At 61.2% G+C, this 24,366-nt stretch carries 28 protein-coding genes; 11 read left to right on the top strand and 17 right to left on the bottom strand.

Features of this window, described 5'->3' with window-relative positions; genetic code table 11:
* Positions 1-30: 30 nt before the first annotated feature.
* The 6 genes from AC13Q5_RS22825 to AC13Q5_RS22800 all read right to left on the bottom strand — a co-directional run bounded on the left by AC13Q5_RS22825 (position 31) and on the right by AC13Q5_RS22800 (position 6,629).
* A complete protein-coding gene (locus tag AC13Q5_RS22825) occupies positions 31-1,320 on the bottom strand; it encodes an imelysin family protein (RefSeq protein ID WP_488503232.1) in 1,290 nt (429 codons plus the stop codon).
* A 311-nt stretch (positions 1,321-1,631) separates the two neighbouring features.
* A complete protein-coding gene (locus AC13Q5_RS22820) occupies positions 1,632-2,921 on the bottom strand; it encodes an RsmB/NOP family class I SAM-dependent RNA methyltransferase (protein WP_488503231.1) in 1,290 nt (429 codons plus the stop codon).
* 207 nt (positions 2,922-3,128) lie between these two features.
* Positions 3,129-3,497, bottom strand: coding sequence for a septal ring lytic transglycosylase RlpA family protein (locus AC13Q5_RS22815; RefSeq protein WP_075856627.1), 369 nt, complete (start codon positions 3,495-3,497; stop codon positions 3,129-3,131).
* Positions 3,498-3,894: 397 nt separating this feature from the next.
* Positions 3,895-4,767 (bottom strand): SDR family oxidoreductase, encoded by an 873-nt coding sequence (locus tag AC13Q5_RS22810; RefSeq protein ID WP_488503230.1) that lies wholly within the window; start codon positions 4,765-4,767, stop codon positions 3,895-3,897.
* Positions 4,767-5,924: a tRNA epoxyqueuosine(34) reductase QueG gene (gene queG, locus AC13Q5_RS22805; RefSeq protein ID WP_488503229.1), complete on the bottom strand. Its 1,158-nt coding sequence runs from the start codon at positions 5,922-5,924 to the stop codon at positions 4,767-4,769. Before queG ends, AC13Q5_RS22810 begins: the two co-directional genes overlap by 1 nt.
* A 12-nt stretch (positions 5,925-5,936) precedes the next feature.
* On the bottom strand, positions 5,937-6,629 hold the full coding sequence (locus AC13Q5_RS22800) for a glutathione S-transferase family protein (protein ID WP_015338534.1): 693 nt from the start codon (positions 6,627-6,629) through the stop codon (positions 5,937-5,939).
* Between the two features lie 151 nt (positions 6,630-6,780).
* On the opposite strand from AC13Q5_RS22800, the gene AC13Q5_RS22795 reads away from it, so the two are divergent.
* Positions 6,781-7,578, top strand: coding sequence for an undecaprenyl-diphosphate phosphatase (locus AC13Q5_RS22795; RefSeq protein WP_488503228.1), 798 nt, complete (start codon positions 6,781-6,783; stop codon positions 7,576-7,578).
* Positions 7,579-7,647: 69 nt separating this feature from the next.
* Here AC13Q5_RS22795 and AC13Q5_RS22790 read toward each other — a convergent pair whose 3' ends face one another.
* The 7 genes from AC13Q5_RS22790 to dnaN all read right to left on the bottom strand — a co-directional run bounded on the left by AC13Q5_RS22790 (position 7,648) and on the right by dnaN (position 12,684).
* The gene (locus AC13Q5_RS22790) at positions 7,648-7,812 is read right to left on the bottom strand and encodes a hypothetical protein (RefSeq protein ID WP_167459855.1); all 165 of its coding nucleotides are present in this window, start codon (positions 7,810-7,812) and stop codon (positions 7,648-7,650) included.
* A 288-nt stretch (positions 7,813-8,100) separates the two neighbouring features.
* Complete coding sequence (locus AC13Q5_RS22785; RefSeq protein WP_488503227.1) at positions 8,101-9,081, bottom strand: complex I NDUFA9 subunit family protein; 981 nt, start codon at positions 9,079-9,081, stop codon at positions 8,101-8,103.
* Between the two features lie 113 nt (positions 9,082-9,194).
* A complete protein-coding gene (locus AC13Q5_RS22780; protein ID WP_075856622.1) occupies positions 9,195-9,482 on the bottom strand; it encodes a DUF1330 domain-containing protein in 288 nt (95 codons plus the stop codon).
* Between the two features lie 27 nt (positions 9,483-9,509).
* Positions 9,510-10,202, bottom strand: a complete 693-nt coding sequence (pyrF, locus tag AC13Q5_RS22775) for an orotidine-5'-phosphate decarboxylase (RefSeq protein WP_488503226.1) — start codon at positions 10,200-10,202, stop codon at positions 9,510-9,512.
* 1 nt (position 10,203) lies between these two features.
* Positions 10,204-10,791: a histidine phosphatase family protein gene (locus AC13Q5_RS22770; protein ID WP_488503225.1), complete on the bottom strand. Its 588-nt coding sequence runs from the start codon at positions 10,789-10,791 to the stop codon at positions 10,204-10,206.
* Between the two features lie 19 nt (positions 10,792-10,810).
* On the bottom strand, positions 10,811-11,404 hold the full coding sequence (gene pmtA / locus AC13Q5_RS22765) for a phospholipid N-methyltransferase PmtA (RefSeq protein WP_075856619.1): 594 nt from the start codon (positions 11,402-11,404) through the stop codon (positions 10,811-10,813).
* Between the two features lie 161 nt (positions 11,405-11,565).
* On the bottom strand, positions 11,566-12,684 hold the full coding sequence (gene dnaN, locus AC13Q5_RS22760) for a DNA polymerase III subunit beta (RefSeq protein ID WP_488503224.1): 1,119 nt from the start codon (positions 12,682-12,684) through the stop codon (positions 11,566-11,568).
* Positions 12,685-12,936: 252 nt separating this feature from the next.
* On the opposite strand from dnaN, the gene rsmI reads away from it, so the two are divergent.
* The 6 genes from rsmI to AC13Q5_RS22730 all read left to right on the top strand — a co-directional run bounded on the left by rsmI (position 12,937) and on the right by AC13Q5_RS22730 (position 18,716).
* Positions 12,937-13,845: a 16S rRNA (cytidine(1402)-2'-O)-methyltransferase gene (rsmI, locus tag AC13Q5_RS22755; RefSeq protein WP_075856617.1), complete on the top strand. Its 909-nt coding sequence runs from the start codon at positions 12,937-12,939 to the stop codon at positions 13,843-13,845.
* On the top strand, positions 13,838-14,218 hold the full coding sequence (locus AC13Q5_RS22750; RefSeq protein WP_075856616.1) for a YraN family protein: 381 nt from the start codon (positions 13,838-13,840) through the stop codon (positions 14,216-14,218). The genes rsmI and AC13Q5_RS22750 overlap by 8 nt, the downstream gene beginning before the upstream one ends.
* Before the next feature lie 102 nt (positions 14,219-14,320).
* Positions 14,321-15,316: an endonuclease gene (locus AC13Q5_RS22745; protein ID WP_488503223.1), complete on the top strand. Its 996-nt coding sequence runs from the start codon at positions 14,321-14,323 to the stop codon at positions 15,314-15,316.
* 97 nt (positions 15,317-15,413) lie between these two features.
* Positions 15,414-15,917: a cupin domain-containing protein gene (locus AC13Q5_RS22740; protein WP_075856614.1), complete on the top strand. Its 504-nt coding sequence runs from the start codon at positions 15,414-15,416 to the stop codon at positions 15,915-15,917.
* 123 nt (positions 15,918-16,040) lie between these two features.
* Positions 16,041-16,988 carry a glutathione synthase gene (gshB, locus tag AC13Q5_RS22735; protein WP_075856613.1) on the top strand — a complete coding sequence of 316 codons (948 nt, stop codon included), beginning with the start codon at positions 16,041-16,043 and terminating at the stop codon, positions 16,986-16,988.
* Between the two features lie 195 nt (positions 16,989-17,183).
* Positions 17,184-18,716, top strand: a complete 1,533-nt coding sequence (locus tag AC13Q5_RS22730; RefSeq protein WP_488503222.1) for a YifB family Mg chelatase-like AAA ATPase — start codon at positions 17,184-17,186, stop codon at positions 18,714-18,716.
* A 97-nt stretch (positions 18,717-18,813) separates the two neighbouring features.
* Here AC13Q5_RS22730 and cysK read toward each other — a convergent pair whose 3' ends face one another.
* On the bottom strand, positions 18,814-19,782 hold the full coding sequence (gene cysK, locus AC13Q5_RS22725; protein ID WP_075856611.1) for a cysteine synthase A: 969 nt from the start codon (positions 19,780-19,782) through the stop codon (positions 18,814-18,816).
* A 136-nt stretch (positions 19,783-19,918) separates the two neighbouring features.
* Positions 19,919-20,536, bottom strand: coding sequence for a LysE family translocator (locus tag AC13Q5_RS22720; RefSeq protein WP_075856610.1), 618 nt, complete (start codon positions 20,534-20,536; stop codon positions 19,919-19,921).
* 129 nt (positions 20,537-20,665) lie between these two features.
* Between AC13Q5_RS22720 and AC13Q5_RS22715 the strand changes: the two genes are divergently transcribed.
* From AC13Q5_RS22715 to AC13Q5_RS22705, 3 genes are read left to right on the top strand one after another with little or no spacing between them, the layout of a single operon-like run.
* Entirely contained in the window at positions 20,666-21,223 is a 558-nt protein-coding gene (locus tag AC13Q5_RS22715) for a cysteine hydrolase family protein (RefSeq protein WP_488503221.1), read from the top strand.
* Between the two features lie 24 nt (positions 21,224-21,247).
* A complete protein-coding gene (locus AC13Q5_RS22710; protein ID WP_075856609.1) occupies positions 21,248-21,880 on the top strand; it encodes a LysE family translocator in 633 nt (210 codons plus the stop codon).
* Positions 21,880-22,506: a hypothetical protein gene (locus AC13Q5_RS22705; RefSeq protein ID WP_457881052.1), complete on the top strand. Its 627-nt coding sequence runs from the start codon at positions 21,880-21,882 to the stop codon at positions 22,504-22,506. Before AC13Q5_RS22710 ends, AC13Q5_RS22705 begins: the two co-directional genes overlap by 1 nt.
* Before the next feature lie 3 nt (positions 22,507-22,509).
* Here the strand turns inward: AC13Q5_RS22705 and AC13Q5_RS22700 are convergent, their stop codons facing one another.
* Both AC13Q5_RS22700 and AC13Q5_RS22695 read right to left on the bottom strand, forming a co-directional pair.
* Entirely contained in the window at positions 22,510-22,812 is a 303-nt protein-coding gene (locus AC13Q5_RS22700) for an NIPSNAP family protein (protein ID WP_075856607.1), read from the bottom strand.
* Positions 22,809-23,723, bottom strand: coding sequence for a DMT family transporter (locus tag AC13Q5_RS22695; protein ID WP_075856606.1), 915 nt, complete (start codon positions 23,721-23,723; stop codon positions 22,809-22,811). The genes AC13Q5_RS22700 and AC13Q5_RS22695 overlap by 4 nt, the downstream gene beginning before the upstream one ends.
* A gap of 108 nt (positions 23,724-23,831) precedes the next feature.
* Between AC13Q5_RS22695 and AC13Q5_RS22690 the strand changes: the two genes are divergently transcribed.
* Positions 23,832-24,296: an Lrp/AsnC family transcriptional regulator gene (locus AC13Q5_RS22690; protein ID WP_075856605.1), complete on the top strand. Its 465-nt coding sequence runs from the start codon at positions 23,832-23,834 to the stop codon at positions 24,294-24,296.
* Positions 24,297-24,366 lie beyond the last annotated feature (70 nt).

Below are 24,366 nucleotides of genomic sequence, written 5' to 3'. Positions count from 1 at the left end.
AGCGCGTAGACGCGCTGCCACCTTCCCTCATTACTTCTTCTTGAAGACGGAGTTCGGGTTGTCCAGGCTGTCCGAACCTTCAAGCTTGATCGTGCCGAGATCGAGAGCGGCGATGACGCGCTGGATGCTCTTCGTCTGGTCGAGCAGGCCGTCGATGGCCTTCTGAACCGTGGCGTTGCCTTCCTTGTTGCCTTCGCCGATCATCTGGTCGTACTTCTCGACCGTCTCGCCGCGATGCACCAGGGCCTTCATGGCGTCAAGCGTGGTGTTGAGCTTGCCTTCCATCTCCTTGTCGAGCGCTGCATCCTTGGCCTTGACCAGATCATGCAGCGACGGGCCTTTCATCTTGGTGCCGTCGACACGGGTGTAATTGCCGGTATAGGCGGCGGCGATCCCGATGGCGTCGCCATTGTGCTCGTTATAGGTATTGTCGGAGAAGCAATCCTGTTCCTCTTCCGGATCGTGCAGCAGCAGGCCGAGCTTCATGCGCTCGCCGGCAAGCTCGCCGTAGGAGAGAGAGCCCATGCCGGTCAGGATGGTGGTAAGGCCAGCCTTCGGATCGGCCTCGACATTCTTGGTCGCTTCGCCGTCCGGCGCCCACTTTTCCGTCATGTCCTTGAGGTCGGCAACGAGCAGCGTCGAGGCAGACTTCAGATATTCGGCGCGGCGGTCGCAATTGCCGTGCGTGCAATTCTTCGGGTCATAGTCGGTGGCTGGGCGTTCGCCGGCACCCGGTCCGGTGCCGTGCAGGTCCTGGCCCCAGAGCAGGAACTCGATGGCATGATAGCCCGTCGCGACGTTGGCTTCCACGCCGCCAGCCTGATGCAGCGTGCCCGACAGGAATTCCGGCGTCAGATGCGAGGCGTCGACATCCTTGCCGTTGATCTTGATCGTCTTGTTGGCGATGACGTTCGCGACATAGAGCGCGTTCTCGTCGCTTTCCGTGCCGTAGGAGGCGTCGACATAGTCGATCAAGCCCTCATCCAGCGGCCAGGAATTCACCTTGCCTTCCCAATCGTCGACGATGGGGTTGCCGAAGCGATAGACTTCCGTCTGCGCATAGGGGACGCGAGCCTTGATCCAGGCGGCGCGCGCCGCCTTCAGCGTCTTGTCGCTGGGGTTGGCGAGCAGAGCGTCGATCGCCTTGTCGAGCGCCTGTGCCGTCGTCAGCGAGTCCTGATACTTGGCATGCGCCACATCAGCATAATGCTTGAGAACGGCAGCCGGCTCTGGAGTGGCTGCAAGGGCCGGCAGGCTGAATGTGGCGGTCGTGACAACGGCCACCGCGAGCGCGGTGCCAACATTGATCTTTAGTTTCATGTTCCTCTCCTGTGACAGCGGGGGGCACCGTCAAAACTTGGCAATTTGTGTCATGTATGAAAAACAAACTTGTGTCAAACGCTCTAGTTTAGAATGATTTTAAGACGAGGAGCCACGGGTCCAGGCGCTGCAACCGAAATGGATTCGCCTGCAGATGCACGGATGTAAGCCGCTTGGCAGCTTGTTGGCGGGGCGGTTGATGTAGGGTGACGACAGCACGACCGGTTGGCCACAATTGGCCATCCGACTGTCGTCACATCCCTTCTGTGATTTCCAGAGCGATAATCCGCCGCGAGTGGATGGAGTTCAGCTCATATCTTCCGCTGCAGGCGGCAGAAGAAGAAGCCGTCCGTGTCTGTGGAGGCTGGTGTCAGCGTAATGGTCTTGCCGTCGGAGGAGCGCGGCTTTGGGGCGTCCCTGCCGAACAGCTTCTCCCAGGAGCTCATGGTTTCCACCACCTCGAAGTCCGGATTCCGGGCGGCGAAGCGGGTCACCTGAGCCTCATTCTCTTCCGGCAGAACCGAGCAGGTGACATAGAGCAGCGACCCGCCGGGGCGGACGAACTCGCCGGCCTGGGCGAGGGCTTCCTGCTGCTGGCTGGTGCGCTCGTCGAGATTCTTCTGCGTCAGCCGCCATTTCGTATCGGGACGGCGCCGCCAGGTGCCCGTGCCGGTGCAGGGCGCATCGACCAGAACCTTGTCGAATTTGCCGCGCAGCGAAAGCAGGCCATTGCGCTCGTCATGGACCTGAACGTTGCGGGTCCCAGCCCGCTTCAGCCGTTCGATGATTGGCGCAAGCCGCCGCCGGTCGCTGTCATAGGCGTGGACCTGGCCCTTGTTGTGCATGGCCGCCGACATGGCGAGCGTCTTGCCGCCGCCGCCGGCGCAATAGTCAAGCACCTGGTCGCCCTCTTCGGGCAGCACCAGATCGGCGACGATCTGCGAGCCTTCGTCCTGCACCTCGAACCAGCCCTTCTGGAAGGAGAGCTCTGCGGTCACGTTCGGCAGGCGGGACGCGCCTTCGCCGGCGGGAATGCGGATGCCGAAACGGGCGATCTGCGAGGCTTGAGCGCCTGCGCGTTCCAGCGCCTTCACGACCTTGGCGCGGTCGGCCTTCAGCGCATTGGCGCGAAGGTCGAGTGTCGGACGTTCGGAGAGAGCCTGCGCTTCGGAGAGCCAGCCGTCGCCGAAGGCTTGGCTGAAGGAGGGCTCGACCCATTCGGGAATATCGCCCTGAATATGTGGCGGCGCATCTTCGAGCTTGCGGGCCACAAAGGCGGCCAGATTTTCTGGGCTTGGAGCTTCGGGGGCGAACTTATCGCCATCGAGCTCGGCAGCCAATGCCCCGGGCGTCAGGCCCCATTGCCGAAAGAGGACGGCGTGGGCGAGTGCCGAGGGGCTGTCGTCTCCCATCAGCCAGGCGTGGGATAGGCGCATGCGCAGGGCGTCATAGACGATATTACCGATCGCGGCCCTGTCGCCGGAACCGGCGAAGCGATGGGCAAGGCCCCAATCCTTCAGGGCATCGGCCACTGGTCGCTTGCGCGTTTCGATATCGGCAAGAACTTCGATGGCCCCCTGCAATCGGCCGCCCAGACGCATCCACACTCTCCTGCTTGCGCATGACCCGGAACTCATTGGAGCTCATCCTGGGAATCTGCGCCCTACCAAAACCGCTGACGGCTCGCCAATCCGCGCGAGCAATGCCCATGGCGGCGGATTTTGAGACATCTCAATCGCGTGGTAGCCGCGATTGGCCGGGAGAGCAAGCGTCATGCCGATTTGCCGGGTCGTTCCGGCTTCCGGCGATTACTTCGAGGCAACGACCTCGTAACAGACTTTGGCGGTACCCGAAGCGACCATGCCGATGTTCTGAGCAGCAGCGCGGGAGAGATCGAGAACGCGGCCGCGAATGAAAGGCCCACGGTCGTTGATGCGAACGACGACGCTGCGGCCATTGTGCTTGTTGGTGACCCTAAGGCGCGTGCCAAAGGCAAGCGAGCGATGGGCTGCAGTAAGATTTTTGGAACTCATACGTTCCCCGGAAGCAGTCTTGGAGCTTCCCCCGTACCATGAAGCGCCTCCGCAGCCAGCGGATGCAAATGCCGGTGTCGAAACGACAGCAAAGGAGGCGGATATAGTTGCGGCGATTGCCAAAGAACGTGCGAGTTTCTTCAAACCGATTTTTCCCTCAAGCTATTGAACTTGCGCCCTGGGTAGGCGGCGGGGCTTAAATCAGGCCAAAAATGGCGAAAAAGTGCCATCATTAATCACGGAGTGTTACAGGCTGTAACATTTGTGATATTAAGGGAATACTATGGCTATTCGGCGAATTTGCTTGATTCTGGAAAAAACCTAATAAAATCAGTTAAAAATGGAATGAATTTTCTCGCGAGTGCGCGCCGATGCCAGGGATCACGAAAATCGAAAAAATAATTTTCCGACTTTGCCATAATCGCTGCCGCATTTGTGCATTTTTAGAGGTCGTTAACCTTAAATACGGAGTAAATTGAACTAAGCCAGCCGGCTAAGTAGGAATTTTCGTGCGATTCCGGTTGATATGCCGAGCGGTTTTTCAGCCGCGCCAATGTTGCGAGGACCAGAGTTCGGCGAGCGACATACGATACTCAGGGTAGCGAAAGGGGAAGCCGAGCGCCCGCAATTTCGCGTTCGAAACGCGCTTGTTCTCGCCATAGAAGGAGCGCGCCATCGGCGTCAGCTCTGCCGTTTCGAACGGCTGTTCCGGCGGTGGTTCGACACCCATCAGACGGGCAGCCTCGGCAACGACATCCTGTGGCGGCGCGGGTTCGTCGTCGGTGACATTATATATGCCGCCGAGCTTGCGATCGGACAGAAAGCGGGCGGAGCCGCCGATATCCTCGACGCGGATACGATTGAACACCTGGTTCGCCTTGATGAGTCGCCGCGCCGTTCCCTTTTCCAGATTGCAGAAGGCATTGCGGCCGGGGCCGTAAATGCCGGAAAGCCGGAGCACGGCGACGGGCAGACTGAGTCTGATGCCGACCCGCAGCCAGCCGTCTTCCGCCTCCACCCGTTCGACGGAGCGATCGGCGATGGGATGCAGCGAGGTCTGCTCGCTGACCCAGGCGCCCTTGTGGTCGCCATAGACGCCGACGGTCGAGAGATAGCAGATCCATTCCAGCTTCGGCATCAGCGCCTTGAGATTGAGATGCGCCAGCCGCAGCAGCGGATCGCCCGATTTGCCGGGCGCGATCGATTGCACGAGATGCGTTGCGGTTTGCATCGCTTCGGCAAGCGCCGGATCGAGCGTCTCGCCGTCGAAGACGAAGGCTTCGACGCCTTCCTTCGTCAGCTGCTCGGCCTTGTCGGCAGAGCGGGTCGTACCGGTGATGCGAATGCCGGCGCCTGCGAAGGCCTTGGCGATGGCGGTTCCGGAATAACCGCAGCCGAAAATCATCACATGCATCATAATACTCCCGCCAATGCCCATTCGGTGCGAACCTCTTCGTCCGCTTCGTCGCCTCTTTGTGCCGCAAATGCGCTGAATTCGCCAGCGGTCATCAGCCGTGACAGCGTCCAGATCGCCATGCCGCGCACAACGGGCGAGGGGTCTCCGGTCAATTCGCAGCATCTCCCTATAAGAGAGCGTTGCCCGGAATTGCCGGCGGCGATCAGCACGTTGCGGATGAACCGGTCGCGGCCGATCCGCTTGACCGGCGAGCCGCTGAAGAAGGCACGGAAGGCCGCATCGTCCAGATCAAGCAGGAAGGCGATCGACGGCTCCTTGAGATCGTCCCGCGAGACCAGCTTCATTTCCGAGGCGGCGCTGGCGAACTTGTTCCAGGGACAGGCGGCAAGGCAGTCGTCACAGCCATAGATACGATTGCCGATCAGCGGCCGCAGTTCTGGATCGATCGGTCCCTTGTGCTCGATGGTGAGATAGGAAATGCAACGGCGCGCATCGAGCTGATAGGGAGCCGGAAAGGCAGCGGTCGGGCAGACGTCGAGACAGGCCCGGCAGGAGCCGCAATGGTCTATCTCCGGCTCATCCGGCTCGAGATCGGCCGTGGTGAACATCGAGCCGAGAAAGAGCCAGGAACCGAAGTGGCGGCTGACGAGATTGGTGTGCTTGCCCTGCCATCCGAGGCCGGCTGCGCCGGCGAGCGGCTTCTCCATGACCGGCGCCGTGTCAACGAAGACCTTGACATCCTCTTTTGAGCGCGCCGCAAAGCGCGTGGCGATCTCTTTCAGCCGCCCCTTGATGATATCGTGATAATCGCGGTTTCTGGCATAAACCGAGATCGCCGCCTTGTCCTTCTTCTCCAGAATGCCGCGCGGATCCTCGTCAGGGCCGTAATTGAGGCCGAAGACGGCGATGGAACGGGTTTCGCCCCAGAGCACGCGCGGATCGCCCCGCCGGTCGCGCGTCTCCGCCATCCAGCCCATGGTGCCGTGATGGCCTTTATCGAGAAATTCCCCGAGCCTGACAGCGGCTTCGGGAATGGCATCCGGCCTTGTGATGCGACAGAGATCGAAACCCTGTGCAAGCGCTTCTTCCCGTAGGAAGGCGGTCAATGCTTTCCGGCGCTTGTCAGTTTTTTCCGCTTCGCGATCATCGGGCATATCGAGCCCTCGTCAGAAATCCAGATCGGCATAATGCGAAACCGGGGTGACGCCACGCACACGCTCCGCCAGGATCGGCCGGAAGGAGGGGCGCGACTTCAGCCGCTGGTACCATTCCTTGGCAACAGGCGATTCCGTCCAGTCGATCTCGCCGAGATAGTCTAGCACGGAAACCGAGGCCGCGGCGGCGAGATCGGCATAGCTCAGCCGTTCGCCTGCCAGCCACTGCCGCGAGCCTGCCAGCCAGGAGAGATACTTCATGTGCTGGCGGATATTGCCTCGCGCCATGCGCATGACCTTGGAATCCGGCGCGCCGCCGCCTTGTTCGGCGGTCATCTGCAGCTTGAAGACGCGCTCGCGCGTGAGCGGCCGCGTTACGTCCTGCTCCATCTTCTGCATGAACCATTCCGTCAGCCGGCGGATTTCGGCACGCTGGAACGGATCTTCGGCGAGAAGCCGCCGGTCGCGCTTCAGCACGCCATGCGTCTCGTCGAGATATTCGGAAATGACCGAGGCGCCACAAAGCGCCCGCATGCTGTCATCGACATAGACAGGCAAGGTGCCGGCCGGGTTCAGCGCCAGGAAGTCCCGTCGCTTTTCCCAGGTCTGTTCCTCGATCAGCTCCGTCTGATAGCCATATTCCGTCAGGATCAGACGAACGAACCGGGAGGAAGATGACATTGGGTGATGATACAGCGTCGGCATTGGTACTCGGGTGTTTCTGATTGATGCTATGGAGTCTTTTTGGGTCGCGATTCTGCGGCCCTAGTCATTTGTCATCGGTTGAAGCTATAGGATCTTGGCCTAGTTTGCACAAGCGAATCGGGCCGCCCTGCCGTTAGACAAAGGACACGATATGGCTGAACAAATTATTATCGCGTTGGTTTTGGGCCTTGTGGAGGGGCTTACGGAGTTCATTCCGGTCTCCTCGACAGGCCATCTGATATTGTTTGGACACTTTCTCGGCTTCAAATCGGCCGGTACTTTTGAAGTTTTGATCCAGCTCGGCGCGATTCTCGCCATTCTGCTTGTCTATTTCAATCGCCTCGTCCAGATCGCCAAGGCGCTGCCCGTCAGCGTCAAGGCTCGCCACTTCGTACTCGCCGTCCTGTTCGGCTTTCTGCCGGCTGCCGTCATCGGCGCGCTCGCGCATGATTTCATCAAGACCGTGTTGTTCGATTCGCCGAAGGTCATCTGTATCTCGCTGATCCTCGGCGGCATCGTCCTGCTCGTCATCGACAGGATCGAATTCAAGCCGAAATACACCAGCGCCTATGAATTCTCCTGGCCGATGGCGGTCAAGATCGGCTTCTTCCAGTGCCTGGCCATGATCCCGGGAACGTCACGCTCCGGTTCCACCATCGTCGGTGCTCTGCTGCTCGGTGCCGACAAGCGCTCGGCCGCTGAATTTTCCTTCTTCCTCGCCATGCCGACGATGGTCGGCGCCTTCACGCTGGATTTGTGGAAGAGCCGCCACGATCTCAGCTTCGCGGATGGTCAGCTGATCGTCATCGGCTTCGTCATGGCGTTCATCTCGGCGCTGCTTGTCGTGCGTGCTCTGCTCGACTTCGTGTCGCGCCGTGGTTACGCCCCCTTCGCATGGTGGCGCATTGCCGTCGGCACGGTCGGCCTGATCGGGCTCTATTTCGGCTGAGGCCGATCGTCCGTACTGCAATCCTGGAAAAAGCGAAGGCCGGTGAAAACCGGCCTTTTTCATACCCGATCAGTTCGGGGAGGACGTGTCGATGGAACCCGTCGTGCAGGGGTCGACGCCGTAGGTCGGCGCACACTCGCCCTTGATCGAAGCGATGCTGCCGCGGGCCACGAAGGAGCCTGCGAGAATCACCAGTGCCGCGCACGCAAACAAAAGCGCGATAGACTTGCCCATCGAAAAATGCCTTTCCGCAGAAGTGTGAAGCGCGCCACGGACCGGTTCATTGTCCAAGCCTGGGACGCGCGGCTGTGTTAGTCAGTGAGATGAGCAATAGCAATAAATGTTCATATTAAATTTGACGTTAATGCTACTATTTCCACACTGCGTCTTTTGAGCAACGCCAAGCTGTGAATGGTGAGGCTCTGCCAGCGCCTTGAAGTACGATTCTGTCTTCGTGGGGCAATAAAAAACGCCGCTCGGCAAAGCCGGGCGGCGCATCAATTTCGCAGAACAGCCGAATCGTTAGGCAGCTTTGCCAGAGCCCGTGAACTGGCCTTGCGGGCGGTAACGCACCAGATAGGACGGCAGCACGGAGACGAGCAACGTCGGCAACAGGCCGATGCCCTTCAAGGTGCGTCCTTCTGCTTCCGCCTGCTTGGAAACGACGTTGTCGCTTTTCAAAAGCGTTACCTGATCAGCGGTGATCGGCGGCTTGATGAGTGGCACCAGCGAGGCGACCGAGCCGATCAGAGAGGCGAGGCCGAAGGGAATGGAGACGAGCGACTTCTTCCGGTTGATGACGGACAGCGTCGTCTCGAGACATTCGCGGAAGGACAGCACTTCCGGGCCGCCAAGCTCATAGGTCGTTCCGGCCTTCAGCTTGCCGTCGACGCTGCGGGCAACGGCCTCGGCGATATCCTCGACGTAGACGGGCTGGAACTTCGTCTTGCCGCCGCCGATCAGCGGCAGGAACGGCGCCGTGCGCGACATGTCGGCAAACTTGTTGAAGAACTCATCCTCCGGACCGAAGACGATCGAGGGACGCAGGATGATGGCATCCGGCTTGATCGACAGGATCGCGGCTTCGGCGCGAGCCTTGGTGCGGGCATAGGCCGAAGCCGAATTGGCATCGGCGCCAAGCGCGGAAATATGCGTCAGCGAGGCGCCGACACCGCGGGCGGCTTCCGCGATGGCCTTGCTGCCGAATTCCTGCACGGCTTCAAAGGTGTTGCGGCCGCTCGGCGCCAAAATGCCAACGCAGTTGACGACATGCTGTGCGCCTTCGACGGCGCGGTCGACGGAGTTGCGATAGCGCACATTGGCCTGGACGATCGAAATCTGGCCGAGATTGCCGAGCGGCTGCAGGAAACCGGCAAGATCGGGACGACGAACGGCGACACGGATGCGATAGCCGCGCTTTGCAAGCGCACGCACGACGTGCCGCCCGATGAAACCTGATCCTCCGAACACGGTGACGAGCGGCGGGAGGTTGGACAGGGTCATGGCAGGCTCCTCGAAAGGCTTGGATTGGGCTTATCTGGGTTTCGTCTTAGCCGATCCGGGCGCCGAGGTGAAGTGCTATCGCGCTGCATTGCAGCGTCGGCTTTTCAAAGGGTTTAAACCCCTTCGACGACGACCATTTCAGCGTCTGCGACCTGCTGGCGGATTTTGGCCGCGATCTGGTATTCCGGCGAGTTGTAGCAATCGACGGCATGCTGCAGCGACGGAAACTCGATGACGACATTGCGGCCGCGCGCCTGTCCCTCAAGCGGGGTAAACGCTCCGCCACGGGCAAGGAAATTCGCGCCGTATTTCTCGAAGGCAGGCTTGGCGGCGGCAACGTAATCCTTGTAACGCTCGGGGTCGCGGACATCCACGCGCGCGATCCAATATCCCTTTGGCATGTTTTCCTCCCTGCTTGTTCTGGTCGTTTAGATTGCTGCGTCGATCTCGGCGAGGATGGCGCAGGCGGCTTGCCTCGGGTCGGCCGCCTTGACGATCGGTCGTGCGACGACGAGATGGCTGGAGCCGGCTTGAATAGCGGCGGCCGGTGTCATCACGCGCTTCTGGTCGCCCTTGTCGCTGCCTGCCGGTCGGATACCGGGGGTTACCAGCGCCATATCCGGTCCGATGATCTTGCGAACCGCGGCGGCTTCCTCCGCCGAGCAGACGATGCCGCCCATGCCGGCGAGATGGGCCTGTTCGGCCCGGCGCAGCACCAGCGTGTGCGGATCATATTCATAACCGGCGGCGATCAGGTCTCCTTCATCCATCGAGGTCAGTACCGTGACGCCGAGCAGGCAGAGATCGGAACCCTTCGCAGCTTCGACGGCCGCCTTCATCGCCTTGGGATAGGCGTGCAAAGTCAGCATCGACATGCCCATCTTGACGATGTTCTCCACGCCCGAAGCCACCGTGTTGTCGATGTCGAGCAGCTTCATGTCGAGGAAGATCTTCTTGCCGCTGGCGGCAAGATCGCGGGCGAATTCCAGGCCGCCGGCAAAGGCGAGCTGATAGCCGATCTTGTAATAGAGAATATCGTCGCCGAGGGCGCCGACCACTTTCTCGGCCTCCTGAAGGTTTGGAACATCCAGTCCAACGATCAAGCGGTCGCGTGCGGTCATATCAAGCCCATCCCATCCAGTCTTCCATGGGTGTCCAGTCGCATGAGACGGCGCGCTTCGCAAGGTCGAAACAGAAAAGATTGCCACCGCCGGGAGGTTGATCGCCCTGCCGCGCGATCGGCTTTCCCTCCAGATGGCATTTCAGCAGGGTGCCGACACCGCCATGACCGACGAAGGCGATCGGCTCGTTCGGATCGTGCCGCGCAAGAACGGCCTCGACGTTGGAGACGATTCTTGCCTGCGCATCGATGGCGCGTTCCCAGCCTTTGAAGCTTTCATGTGGATGGGCGAAAAACCAGTCCGCCGCTTTCTCGAACTCCGGTGGCGCGAGAAAGCCCGTGGCGCTGCGGTCGTTTTCATGCGTGGCTTCGATGACTTCGATCGGTGCGCCGCTTGCCGTCGCCAAAGCCTCGGCCGTTTCGATGGCCTTGCGCTCGCCGCTGGAGACGATAAGGCCGAGCTTGCCGGCCCAGGGTCGGCTCGCGGCCAGTCGCGCCCGCTCGGCGCCTATTTCGGACAAGCCCCATTGCGGCACCGGCACATCCGGATCGATGCGCACCTGTGGATGCGTAATATAAAGAGCGTACATGGATTTCCCAGCGATTGTCTCAGCCGCGGCTATAGACCCAGAGCTGGGCCGGCGGAATGTTGCGGACGATGAAGTCGTAATGGCGGATATGGTAGCGATCCGGCTTGGCGATGATCGGCGAGACAGCCCCGTAGGAAATCTGCACCACCGGGCGACCGGGTGGCATGCGGTCCAGCAGGCTTTCCAGAAGCGCGACGCGCGCCTTCATGGGAAAATTGAGAAGCGGGATACCCGATACGACGGAATCGAAGGTCTGGCCACGCAGCACGCCGAGTGTCGTATCGAGATCGAAGGCATCGCCGTTGATAAAGTTGACGCCTGGGTAACGGCGCACGAGATGATTGTAGAAATCGGTCGAGTATTCGATGGCGACGAGGTTCTGCGGCTCGACGCCGCGCGCCAGGATCGCCTTGGTGATCGCCCCGGTTCCCGGCCCGAGCTCCAGCACGGGCAGGCCGGATTGCGGGTTGATGACACCAGCCATCTTGCGGGCCGTGATCGACGAGGTGGGGACGATCGAGCCGACCGTCTTGGGTCCCTGCATCATGCCCTTGAAGAAACGAATCTCTTCGTCGAACTTCTTGCCCAGCCGTTCCTTGAGACGCAGCGCCATGCTCTCCCCCCACCAGATGTTATGGTTGCGACTTACATATTCTTTCTCGGCGTTCTTGCAATAGGATGCCGCAATAACGAGGGAAAATGTCGCAATCGACAAAGGACCAAATAAAAGCGCCCCTGCGTTTGAATAAACGCATGAAGGGCGCTTTGGTTTCGCTACACGCGCATCGGCATCAGCACATAAAGCGCGTCGTCGCCGGCCGTGTCGCGGATGAGCGTCGGCGAGCCGGCATCGGCCAGCAGGAACACGGCAGAATCGCCCGAAAGCTGTGCGGTGATATCGAGAAGGTACTTGGCGTTGAAGCCGATTTCCATCGGGTCCATCTCATAGCCGACGGCAACTTCTTCTGTCGCGCTGCCCGAATCCGGGTTGTTGACCGTCAGCAGCAGTTGGCCGTCGGACAGAGCGAGCTTGACGGCGCGGCCGCGTTCGGACGAGATCGTCGAGACGCGGTCGACGGCCTGGGCGAAGGTCTCGCAATCGACCCGCATTTCCTTGTCGTTATTGGCCGGGATGACGCGCTGATAGTCCGGGAAGGTGCCGTCGATCAGCTTCGACGTCATGACGATGGAGCCGATCGTCAGGCGGATCTTGGCGTCGGAGACTTCGACGGTGACCATCGTATCCGGTGCATCCACGAGCTTCTGCAGTTCGCCAACCGTCTTGCGCGGGATGATGATGCCAGGCATGCCCTCGGAGCCCGAAGGAGCGCTGACATCGGCGCGGGCCAGGCGATGGCCATCCGTGGCGACAGCCCTGAGCTTCAGGTCGCCGCCGCTTTCGATCGTGTGGAAGAAGATGCCGTTGAGGTAGTAACGCGTCTCCTCGGTGGAGATCGCAAACTGCGTGCGGTCGATCAGCATCTTCAGATCGGCTGCCTTCAGCTTGAAGGAGTGGCTGAAGCTGCCGGCGGTGAGATCCGGGAAATCGGATTCCGGCAGGCACTGCAGCGAGAATTTCGAACGCCCGGAGGCCACCGTCATCGAGCTGCCGTCGGTGTTGGTGGCCAGCAGCACTTCCGAACCGTCGGGCAGCTTGCGCACGATGTCGTAGAGCAGATGCGCGGGAACCGTGGTGGCGCCGGCCTGCTCGACATTGGCGGGCGTCGCCTCGGTGATTTCAAGGTCGAGGTCGGTCGCCTTCATGTCGAGGTTCGTGCCATCGGCTTTCAGCAGCACGTTGGACAGGATCGGGATCGTGTTGCGACGCTCGACCACGCGATGCACGTGGTTCAGCGACTTCAGGAGGTTCGACCGCTCAATTGTTATACGCATGGATGCTACCGCTTTCGACCGTGACTTGCCGGGCGGCCCGAGGCGCCCGAGCGACATGTTTTCGGACGAGGCCCGAAAGATTGGACAGGCAACTTGGCAGACTTCTCCATCCGAATGCAAGAGGCATGGCTCAATTGCCAAGCGCCAATTCGACATTTCGTCAACAATGCTCCACAGGAATTGCACCGCTCTTGCCGTCGGCGCACGCCTCGCCCATAAAGGCTGCTTATCCCAAGCGAATTCAGGACCGGCATGAACGAAGATCAATCGAGCGGCGGAACACGCAGTTTCCGCCTGCACAATACCCAGATTCCAGCCCGTCCCCTCGAACCGGCGCTCTATCTCGTCGCGACCCCTATCGGCAATCTTGGCGATATCACGCTGCGGGCGCTGGAAACGCTCGCCGGCGCCGACGTGCTCGCCTGCGAGGACACCCGCGTCACCCGCGTGCTGCTTGATCGCTACGGCATCCAGAACAAGCCCTATGCCTATCACGAGCACAATGCCGATGAGGCAGGCCCGCGACTGCTGCAGGCGTTGGAAGCCGGCCGCTCGGTGGCGCTGGTCTCCGATGCCGGCACGCCGCTCGTCTCCGATCCCGGCTACCGGCTTGCGGTGCAGGCGATTGACGCGGGCTACAAGGTCGTTCCCATTCCCGGTGCTTCGGCGCCGCTCGCAGCCCTCGTCGGCTCCGGCCTGCCGAACGACGCCTTCTTCTTTGCCGGCTTCCTGCCCGCCAAGGACAAGGGCAGGCGCGATCGGCTGGCCGAACTTGCAAGCGTCCCCGCCACCCTCATCTTCTTTGAATCGCCGCATCGCATCGCAGCCACCCTTGCCGCCGCTGCCGATGTCTTGGGTGGTGAGCGCGCCGGCGCCGTCTGCCGCGAGCTGACGAAGACCTTCGAGGAGTTCCGCCGCGGCACGCTGTCCGAACTCGCCGCATTCTATGACGCGGTTGATAATGTGAAGGGCGAGATCGTCTGGCTCGTCGGGCCGCCGGCAGAAAGCGTAACTGCTGAAGCCGATATCGACGCCATTTTGGCCGATCTCTCAGGGACGATGCCAACAGCCAAGGCCGCGACCGAAGCGGCGCGCCTCACCGGCCTGCCGCGCAAGGAGCTTTACCAGCGCCTGCTCGATATGAAGGAGCGCCATGCCTGATCCGAGGCTTGAGACGGGCCAGACGCTCAAGCGGCAAAAGGCCTGGCGGCGCGGCCATGTCGCCGAATATCTCGCCGCCGCCTTTCTTATGCTCAAGGGCTATCGGATTGTGGCGATCCGCCACCGCACCAAGCTCGGCGAAATCGATATCGTCGCCCGTAAGGGCGATCTCGCCGTCTTCGTCGAGGTCAAGTCGCGGCGCGGCGCGCAGGAGGCGATCGATGCCGTTTCCGTCTCTTCGCAGAGGCGAATCCGTGCCGCAAGCGATCTCTGGCTCGCCCGCCAGCCGGATTTCGCCCGTCTCTCGCAACGCTACGACATCGTCGCCATGCTGCCCGGCCGCTGGCCGCAGCATTTTCCCGATGCGTTTTGACTGAGGCGTTACAGCACCGTCACAAAATCAGCCTATTGCCGGGCGACCAGCGCCTGAGATTTCTCTGCCGGCGCCCCTCATTTCGTTTCGACAGGCCTTATCATGATCCGCAACACCGTTTCTGCCTTCACCGTTCCTTCGCAAGAGGAGCGCAAGAGCTTCGTCTCTCTCGAAAAGACCCCGGGCGTTCATGCCGCTAAGCTCTCGTCGCTCGCCTGCCTGAATGTGGTGCGTGTCGGCGGGCCGGATGCTGAGGTGAAGGCCTTGTCCTTCCCGTTTACGGTCGCTGCCTGGAACCTCGAACGCTGCCTGTTTCCAGAGGAAAGTGCCGCCAAGCTGCGGGAAACCGGAGCGCCGCTTGTCCTGCTGTCGGAAATGGATCTGGGCATGGCCCGCACCGAGCAGCGCGACCCGACAGGCATCGTCGCCGGCGAACTCGGCATGAACCATGCCTATGGCGTCGAATTCCTTGAGCTCAGCCTTGGTTCGGAAATCGAGCGTTCTTACTGCCACGATGATTTCAACGAAAAGGGCTTCCACGGCAATGCGCTGATGGCCTCGGTCGCCCTCAAGGATGCGTTCATGATCCGCCTGCCAGGCGAGGCCGTCTGGTTCAACGACAGCAACGAGCAGCCGCGTATCGGCGATCGCTGCGCCGTCGGCGCCATCGTCGAGACGGAGGCTGGTCCGATGGTCGCGGTTTCCGTCCATCTCGAAAGTGTGGCCACCGCCGCCTATCGCGAGCGGCAATTGGCGGCATTGATCGATGCGGTCGAGGCCTTCGCGCCTGGTCTGCCGATCCTGATCGGCGGCGATCTTAACACAGGCAACCATACCGGCGGTGATTACTCGACCGATACGCTGTTTGCCATGGCCGAAGGCCGCGGCTTCGAGTGCCATGGCGGCCCGCTCGATCAGACAAGCACGCGCCCGAGCCTGATCACGCGTTTCCCGGATCGCACCATGAAGCTCGACTGGTTCATTACTCGCGGACTGAAGATCGGCGAAAGCCATCTCGTTTCCTCCCTTAATGGAGAGGGCAAGCCGCTTTCCGATCACGACATGATCGTCTGCACAATCGAAGGTTTCTCTGCCTGATCGTTGCAATCGTTAAAATGCGCTTGGTTTCATGAACCGCGCCGTTACCCCTTCCATGCGATGAGATCGTAGACGCGCATGGAATTTGGGGGATTGCATGGTCTTGAAACTGATGTTGGCGAGCATGGCGGCCTTTGCCGCGCGTGCCGCCCCGGTCGTCGTCGCGATGCCGCCGTCGAAGAACTTCGTGGCAGGCGCCAGCGACGAGATGGAGATGAAGCCATCGCCGATCGAACGCTCCTGGATATTGTCGGGCGATCCGGTCGCTCGCATTGCCGAGCATTCGCGCGGGCAGGACGATGCCGCGATGACCGCGCTGTGGGACTGCACTGCAGGCGAATTCCGCTGGTATTTCGGCTGGGACGAAACCGTGATGATCCTTGAGGGTGAGGTTCACATCACCACGGAAGACGGTGTCGAGCGCACGCTGCATGCCGGTGATGTCGCCTATTTTGCCGGCGGCACCTGGGCGACATGGCGCATCGACCGCTATCTGCGCAAGGTCGCCTTTTTGCGCAAGCCGTTCCCGAAGCCTTTGACGATGGCTTATCGTCTGCGCAACCTCGTCCGGCAGGGCAACACGCAGGGCCTTGCCGCCTGAGCGCGGCCGGCCCTCACGAAAGACATTCCGCACGAAGACATCCTTGACAGAAGCCCTTGAATAGCCGTTGCGTTTGCAGGCGGGCCGACCTACATCTGTCCGCAAATCGAGCGAGGGCTGACTATGGCTGGTATCAAGAATGTTGCGGTCCAGATGGACCATGTGAAGAGCATCAACATTGCGGGCGACTCGACCTTCGCCATGAGCCTCGAGGCGCAGAACCGCGGCTACAAGCTCTTCCACTATACGCCCGAGCGGCTGAGCATGCGCGATGGCAAGATCTATGCGTCCGTCGAGCCGATGATCCTGCGTGATGTGAAGGGCGATCACTTCGAGCTCGGCGAGCCCGAGCGCGTCGATCTCTCGACCATGGACGTGGTGCTGCTGCGTCAGGATCCGCCCTTCGACATGGCCTACATTACCTCGACGCATCTGCTCGAGCGCATCCACCCGAAGACGCTCGTCGTCAACGATCCGGCCTGGGTGCGCAACTCGCCGGAAAAGATTTTCGTCACCGAATTCGCCGATCTCATGCCGAAGACGCTGATCACCCGCGATCCGGCTGAAATCCGCAGTTTCCGCGATGAGATGGGCGATATCATCCTGAAGCCGCTCTACGGCAATGGTGGCGCCGGCGTCTTTCATTCGACGCGCGACGACCGCAATCTTTCGTCGCTGCTCGAAATGTTCGGCCAGCTGTTCCGCGAGCCCTTTATTGCTCAGCAATATCTGCCTGACGTGCGCAAGGGCGACAAGCGCATCATCCTCGTCGATGGCGAGGCCGTCGGCGCGATCAATCGTGTCCCGGCCGAGCATGACGCCCGCTCCAACATGCATGTCGGTGGCCGCGCTGAAGCCACAGAGCTGACGGCGCGCGAGAAGGAAATCTGCGCCCGCATCGGACCGGCCCTGAAGGAACGCGGCTTCCTGCTCGTCGGCATCGACGTCATCGGCGACTACATGACCGAGATCAACGTCACGTCGCCGACCGGCATCCGCGAAGTCAAGCGCTTCGGCGGTGCCGATATCGCCAGCCTGCTCTGGGATGCGATCGAAGCCAAGCGGGCCTGATCGGCGGTTGCCACCACGCTTTCCCGGCTGAACAACAATATTCAGCCAGTCATCTCGATGATTTCGATATGACTGGCTGAAGCTTTTGTTCGTTCATTGTTCTTGTTTCATTCCTTGTCTTATGCCAGATTGCAACCCGAAGTTTGCTGATCGGGGCACGTAACGGCAAACGGGTTCGGCGATAGGGGATAGGGCATGGTAGCGCGCGTCAGCACGGTGGCGTTTCAGGGGATTGAAGGCGTACCCGTCGAAGTGCAGGTGATGATTGCGCCGGGCAAGGTGCTGATGCACATCGTCGGCCTGCCGGACAAGGCCGTGGCGGAAAGCCGGGAGCGGGTTCAGGCAGCACTGCACGCTTCCGGCCTCGCCTTGCCGCCGAAGAAGGTCACGGTCAATCTCGCACCGGCGGACTTGCCGAAGGAGGGCAGTCATTTCGATCTCGCCATCGCGCTCGGCCTGATGGCGGCGCTCGGCGCGATCCCGGCCGACGCTCTGTCCTCTTACACCGTCATCGGCGAACTCAATCTCGATGGCACGATCGCGCCCGTTGCCGGCGCGCTTCCCGCGGCGATCGCTGCCAATGCTATGGGCAAGGGGTTGATCTGCCCGGCCGAAAGCGGGCCGGAGGCCGCCTGGGCCGGCAAGGAGATCGATATTCTGGCGCCGCGCAGCCTGATCGCGCTCGCCAATCATTTTCGCGGCACGCAAGTTCTGTCACGGCCGGAGCCCTCTGTTCGCGCGGGTGCGACCAACCTGCCGGATCTTGCCGACATCAAGGGGCAGGAGAGCGCCAAGCGCGCCCTGGAAGTGGCCGCGGCCGGTGGTCATAATCTGCTTTTCGTCGGGCCGCCGGGTTCCGGCAAGTCGATGCTCGCCTCGCGTCTGCCGTCGATCCTGCCGCCACTGTCGACGAACGAGCTGCTGGAGGTGTCGATGATCCATTCGATCGCTGGCCAGCTTTCCGGCGGCAAGCTCTCGGATCGGCGGCCCTATCGCGCGCCGCATCATTCCGCCACCATGGCGGCACTCGTCGGCGGCGGCCTGCGCGCGAGGCCGGGCGAGGTATCGCTGGCCCATCATGGCATCCTTTTTCTTGACGAGCTGCCGGAGTTTTCGCCGCAGGCGCTCGATGCGCTGCGCCAGCCGCTGGAAACCGGCGAATGCGTTATCGCCAGAGCAAACCACCGCGTCGCCTATCCGGCCGGCATCCAGCTTGTCGCGGCAATGAACCCTTGCCGCTGCGGCATGGCCGGCGAGCCGGGCCACACCTGCGCCCGCGGGCCGCGTTGCGCCAGCGACTATCAGGGCCGCATTTCCGGCCCGTTGCTCGATCGCATCGATATCCGCATCGATGTGCCGGCAGTCTCCGCCGCCGACCTCATCCGGCCGACAGCCTCAGAGAGCAGTGCCGATGTCGCACTCCGCGTCGCCCGCGCCCGTGAACGGCAGCGGGAGCGTTTCGAGCGGGCCGGCATGAAGGATGTCAGCACTAATGCCCGCTGCTCGACGGCGATGATCGAAACCATCGCCGAGCCGGATGCCGCCGGCCTCCAATTGTTGCGCGATGCGGCCGAGAAGATGAAATTCTCCGCCCGCGGCTATCATCGCATCCTCAAGGTGGCGCGAACGCTTGCCGACCTCGACGATAAGCCCACAGTCGGGCGCATTCACCTCGCCGAAGCCATTTCCTATCGCATCGCCGGCGAGCGGCTGGCCGCTCATGCCTGAAAGTCCGAAACCGAGGCGGCGTGGTGCCGTCTCCAGACCGTCCAAATAAAAAGGGGCGCCGCAGCACCCCTTTTCTCAATCGATTGCGGCCGTAAGTTCAGCCGCCAAGTCCTTCGAATAGTGCGGTCGAGAGATAGCGCTCCGCGAAGGACGGGATGATGACAACAATCGTCTTGCCTTCGTTCTCGGGGCGCTGGCCGACCTTGATCGCCGCCGTCAGTGCCGCGCCGGAAGAAATGCCGACCGGCACGCCTTCGAGCTTGGCGACGAGCCGCGCCTGCTGGAAGGCCTCGTCATTGCTGACGGTGACCACCTCGTCGTAGACATGCGTATCGAGAATCTTCGGCGCGAAGCCGGCGCCGATGCCCTGGATCTTGTGCGGGCCGGGATTGCCGCCCGAAAGAACCGGCGAATCCGTCGGCTCGACGGCGATGACCTTGATGTCGGGCTTGCGGGCCTTCAGCACCTGGCCGACACCGGTGATCGTGCCGCCCGTGCCGATGCCGGAAACGAAGATGTCAACCTTGCCGTCGGTATCGTTCCAGATTTCCTCGGCCGTCGTCTTGCGGTGGATTTCCGGATTGGCCGGATTCTCGAACTGCTGCGGGATGATGGCATCCGGCAGGGTCGAGGCCAGTTCTTCGGCCTTGGCGATCGCGCCCTTCATGCCCTTCGGTCCCTCGGTCAGCACCAGCTCGGCACCGAGCAGCGCCAGCATCTTACGACGCTCGATCGACATGGTCTCCGGCATGGTGAGGATCAGCCGATAGCCCTTGGCGGCGGCGGCAAAGGCGAGCGCGATGCCGGTGTTGCCTGAGGTCGGCTCGATCAGCACGGTCCGGCCGGGAGCGATCTTGCCCTGGGCTTCCAAGCTCTCGATCATCGCGACGCCGATACGGTCCTTGACGGAGGCGATCGGATTGAAGAATTCGAGCTTTGCCAAGAGGTTGGCCTTGACGCCCTTCTCCTTCGCCAGCTTGTCGAGGCGGACGATCGGCGTATCGCCGATGGTCTCGGTGATCGATGCATAGACGCGGCCGCGGCCGGGTTTGCGGGTGTCGGACATGGGTAGCTCTCCCTAGTTTGGAATTATGCAATGACAATAGGATCAAACGCCCGCAGAAACCAGAGTGTGCACACGTTCCCCGCGCGAGCCACGTGAGAAAAGAATCTCCCAAAGGCCTTCTTTTGGGATGTTTTTTTCAGGCGGCGCGCGCTGCGATGAAGGCGGCGGTGGCGGCGAGAATGCTGGCAGCGACCCGGTTCAGGATTTGCAGCGCCCTCGGCTTCTTGAGAAAGGTGCGCGCCCGCGACGCCAGCAGCATATAAGGCACGAGAACGATCAGAAGAATGACGAAAGTCGCCGCCACCAGGGTCGCGTATTCGCGCAGGCCGATGCTGCCGATATCGATCAGCGTCGGCACCAGTGCGACGTAGAAAAGCATGGTCTTGGGATTGCCGAGCGTGACGAGCAGGCCCGAGAGAAAGGACATGCCGGCGTTGTTGGATTTCTTCGCCGCGATATCGGCCGCAAGCAGGCCCGCTGTCCAGAGCTTCCAGGCGATATAGCCGAGATAGAGCGCACCGGCGATCTTGATGACGATGAAGACCTCGGTGAAGGTCTGCGCCACGAAGGCGAGGCCAAGGATCACGGCCGTCAGGTAGATGGTGTCGCCGAGCACGAGCCCGAGGCCCATGAAGAAGGTCTCGCGAAAGCCGGAGCCGAGCGCCCGCGCCACGATCGCCGTAATGCCCGGGCCGGGGATGGCGGCGGCGATGAAGAGCGCGCCGCAATAGGCAAACAGGGCCGCAAGCGTCATGAAGCTTTCCTCCTGGAATGGTATTGGCTCTATCGCACCACTTCTACGTTTTCAAGCGATTGCGCCGATGCTGCGAACATATTACCAAGGCGTTAGCGACGCGTCGAAACTGCTTTGCCCAAGGATATCATGTCTTCCGCATTGCTCCTCATCGATCTTCAGAACTCCATCCTGACAGGCCTCGGCTCGCCGGATCGTCAGCCGGCCATCGATGCCGCGCTCGAGACTGTTATCGCCAAGCTTGCGGCGCTGAAGCACAGCGCCCGTGCCGCCGGCATTCCGGCCTTTATCGTCCAGCATGACGGCGCGCCGGGGCATCGGCTGGTCAAGCGCAGCGAGGGCTGGCAGCTGCGCCGGGAAATCGCGCCCGAAGCCGGCGATGTCGTCGTGCATAAGACAAGCTGCGATTCCTTTTTCGAGACGGATCTGGAGGCTAGGCTCAAGGGCCGTGGCGTCACTCATCTCATCGTCGGCGGCTGCATGACGCAGTTCTGCGTCGATACGACCGTGCGGCGTGCCGTTTCGCTGGGCTTCGATGTGACGCTGATATCAGACGGACACACCACGGCGGATATGGGCCGGCTGAGCTTCGAAGACATTGTCACCCATCACAATATGCTGCTTGACGGTTTCGATGCCGGGCCGCATGAAATCAAGCTGGTCGCATCTACCGAAATTTCCTTCTGAAGCCCTTTCCCCGCCGGAGGCTCTATGCCGCATTTGACCAGTATGATCGCCTTTGCCCTGATCGCTCTCGGCATGGTGCTGACACCCGGGCCGAATATGATCTACCTGGTGTCGCGATCGATCTCGCAGGGGCCGGCGGCGGGCCTGATCTCGCTCGGCGGCGTCGCCTGCGGCTTCCTCTTCTACATGTTCTCGGCCGCGCTCGGCATCACGGCTTTCGTCTTTGCCGTTCCCTTCGCCTATGATGCGCTGCGGCTCGCGGGTGCCGCCTATCTCGCCTGGCTTGCCTGGAATGCGCTGAAGCCGGGCGGCCGTTCCGCCTTTCAGGTGCGCGAACTACCGAAGGATAGCACGCGCCGGCTCTTCACCATGGGGCTGGTGACCAGCCTCTTGAACCCGAAGGTTGCGATCCTTTACTTGTCGCTGCTGCCGCAGTTCATCGACCCCGCCGCCGGCAGCGTCTTCACCCAGTCGCTCGTTCTCGGCTTTGCGCAGATCGTCATCAGCGTGACATTCAATGCCATCTTCGCGCTGAGCGCTGGCTGGATCGCGATGTTCCTCACCCGCCGCCCGTCCTTCGCGCTGGTGCAGCGCTGGCTGATGGGCACGGTGCTGGCCGGGCTCGCCGTGCGCATGGCGTTCGAAGCGCAGCGTTGATGCGGAGCATTTCGCTGCCGCTCGCTGCCAGCCTTTTGGCATTAGCATCGTTCTGGAGCGTCGCTTCGGCGGCGGAGACGGGCACGCAGACGATCGTCTTCATGCGTCATGGCGAAAAGCCCGAGGCCGGTCTTGGCCAATTGAGTTGCCAGGGGCTTAACCGGGCGCTCGCTTTGCCACCGGTGCTGACAAAACTCTTCGGCAAGCCGGCGGCGATCTTCGCGCCTGATCCATCGAAGCGAAAGAAGGATTCCGGCACTTCCTACGATTATATCCGGCCGCTCGCGACCATCGAACCCACGGCAATCGCCCTTGGCATGCCTGTTGATACCAGCTTCGGCTATGAGGATATCGACGATCTGAAATCCGAGCTGAAGAAACCGGCCTATGCCGGCAAGCTGATTTTCGTTGCGTGGGAGCACAAGCAGATCGTCGATCTCGCTCGCCAGCTGATGAGCGACAATGGCGGTGACGAGAAGGCCGTGCCGAAATGGCATGGCAAGGATTTCGACAGCCTCTATGTGTTGCGTATCGGCGGGAACAAGGCCACATCGGCAGCGACCTTCGAGAAGATGGCGGAAGGCCTCGATGGCCAGCCGCAGACTTGTCTGCAGCCGGCTAAATAATTCTTAGAACACCGGGCGCATGAAGCTGCGCTCGTAGCTGATGATGCAACGCGTTTCCTCGCCATAGGCAAGGGCGGCCTGGCATTCCGCATCTTCGGGTATTTTCAGCCGATATTCCTCATAGGCGGTAAGGCTCGGGAAGCTGAAGAGCGCCAATGCGATGTTGTTGGCGCCCTCATGCGGCATGAAATAGCCGTGATGCGTGCCGCCCATTTTGTTGACCAGCGGGATCCAGAGCTTGGCGTAATGCTCGAACTGGGCAAGCTTGTAAGGGTCGATGACGTAGCGCAGGTAGCAGGTGATCATTCGGCGGTCCCCTTGGAAAGATGATCGTTTCTATTCCGGGGCAGGGGGATCGTCCAGCCCAGGTTCATGCCGGCCGCAGCCCCGAGAATGATGATCGCGCCGATGATTTGTGTGGCACCAAGGACATGGCCGAAGGCGAAGCGATCGACCACGATGGCGGCGATCGGATAGACGAAGGAGAGCGCCCCGGTCAGGTGCGTTGGCAGCTTCTGGATGGCGCCGTAAAGCAGCACATACATCAATCCGGTATGGACGACGCCCATGGTGACGAGGATCGACCATCCGCCGATATCCTGGGGTGTGGCCGAGAAATTGGTGAAGGGCACCAGCATCAGGATACCCGTCGAGACCTGGATCAGCGCGATCAGATGCGGTGGCGTGCCCTTCAGCCATTTGGCAGCGATCGCCGCCAGCGCATAGAAGAATGCCGCGCCCAATGACAGCAGGATGCCGATCGCATAGCTTCCCGAGCCGGCAGCTTCGGTCGGTTTGCCTTCGACAATGACAGCCATGCCGGCAAAGGCGAGGCCCAGCCAGAAGAGCTTGGTGAAGGTGATCCGTTCGCCGAGAAACAATGCGCCAAGCCCGAGTAGCATGAAGGGCTGCGTGTTGTAGACCGTCGTGGCGATGGAAATGGAAGCGTGGGAATAGGCGGCGAAGAGCAGCAGCCAGTTGAGGACAATGGCGATCCCGCCTCCAACGGCGATGGAAAAGGTCTTGAGATTCAGAATGCCGGGACGCAGCAGGCCCATGGCCGCGCAGATGACGAGCAACGTCAGTGCGCCGAAGAAGCAGCGCCAGAAGACGACCCCGGTCACGGCTTGTCCGGACATCAGCACGAACCAGCCGATCGTGCCTGAAATCAGCATCGCTGCCGTCATTTCCACTGTGCCGCGTTTTATCTCGTTCATCACCTTGGCTCCCATCTATCGGAACCAATCATATTGCGGGCCAGGGGCAGGTGATATAAGTTTAATAAGGCAATCTTGCGCATTTACCTAATTAAACGAGGTTTTGACATGGGTGTTCCTAATGCGGCCTTGAATCTCGATGATACCGACCAGCGGATGCTCGAGGCGCTGGCGCGCAATGCTCGGATATCCTTGAAAGAGCTTGCGGAAGCAGCCGGCCTGTCGTCGCCAAGCGCGGCGGAACGGCTGCGGCGGCTGGAGGAGCGGGGCATCATTTCAGCCTTCACCGTCGATATCGCGCCGGAGGCGATCGGCTATCCGCTGCAGGCGATCGTTCGCATCCGGCCTCTGCCCGGCCAGCTGCATGTCGTCGAGCGGATCATTCAGGAGACGCCGGAGTTCATCGAATGCGACAAGGTTACCGGCGACGATTGCTTCATTGGCCGGCTGGTGGTGCGCTCCATGGGTGAGCTCGACGGCATTCTCGACAAGATCACCGAACGGGCCGAGACGAACACGTCGATGATCAAGGCGACGCCGGTCAAGCGCCGGCTGCCGCCGCTTTCGCACTAGAGCAATTCCAGGAAAAGTGCGCAGCGGTTTCCGTTGGGAATTGCGCAATCCAATAAGCCAGAGCCGCTTG

This window comes from Martinezella sp. CNPSo 3964, assembly GCF_057784375.1.
The sequence above is the reverse complement of the archived record's forward strand: the minus strand, read 5'-3'. Positions and strand labels throughout refer to the sequence as shown.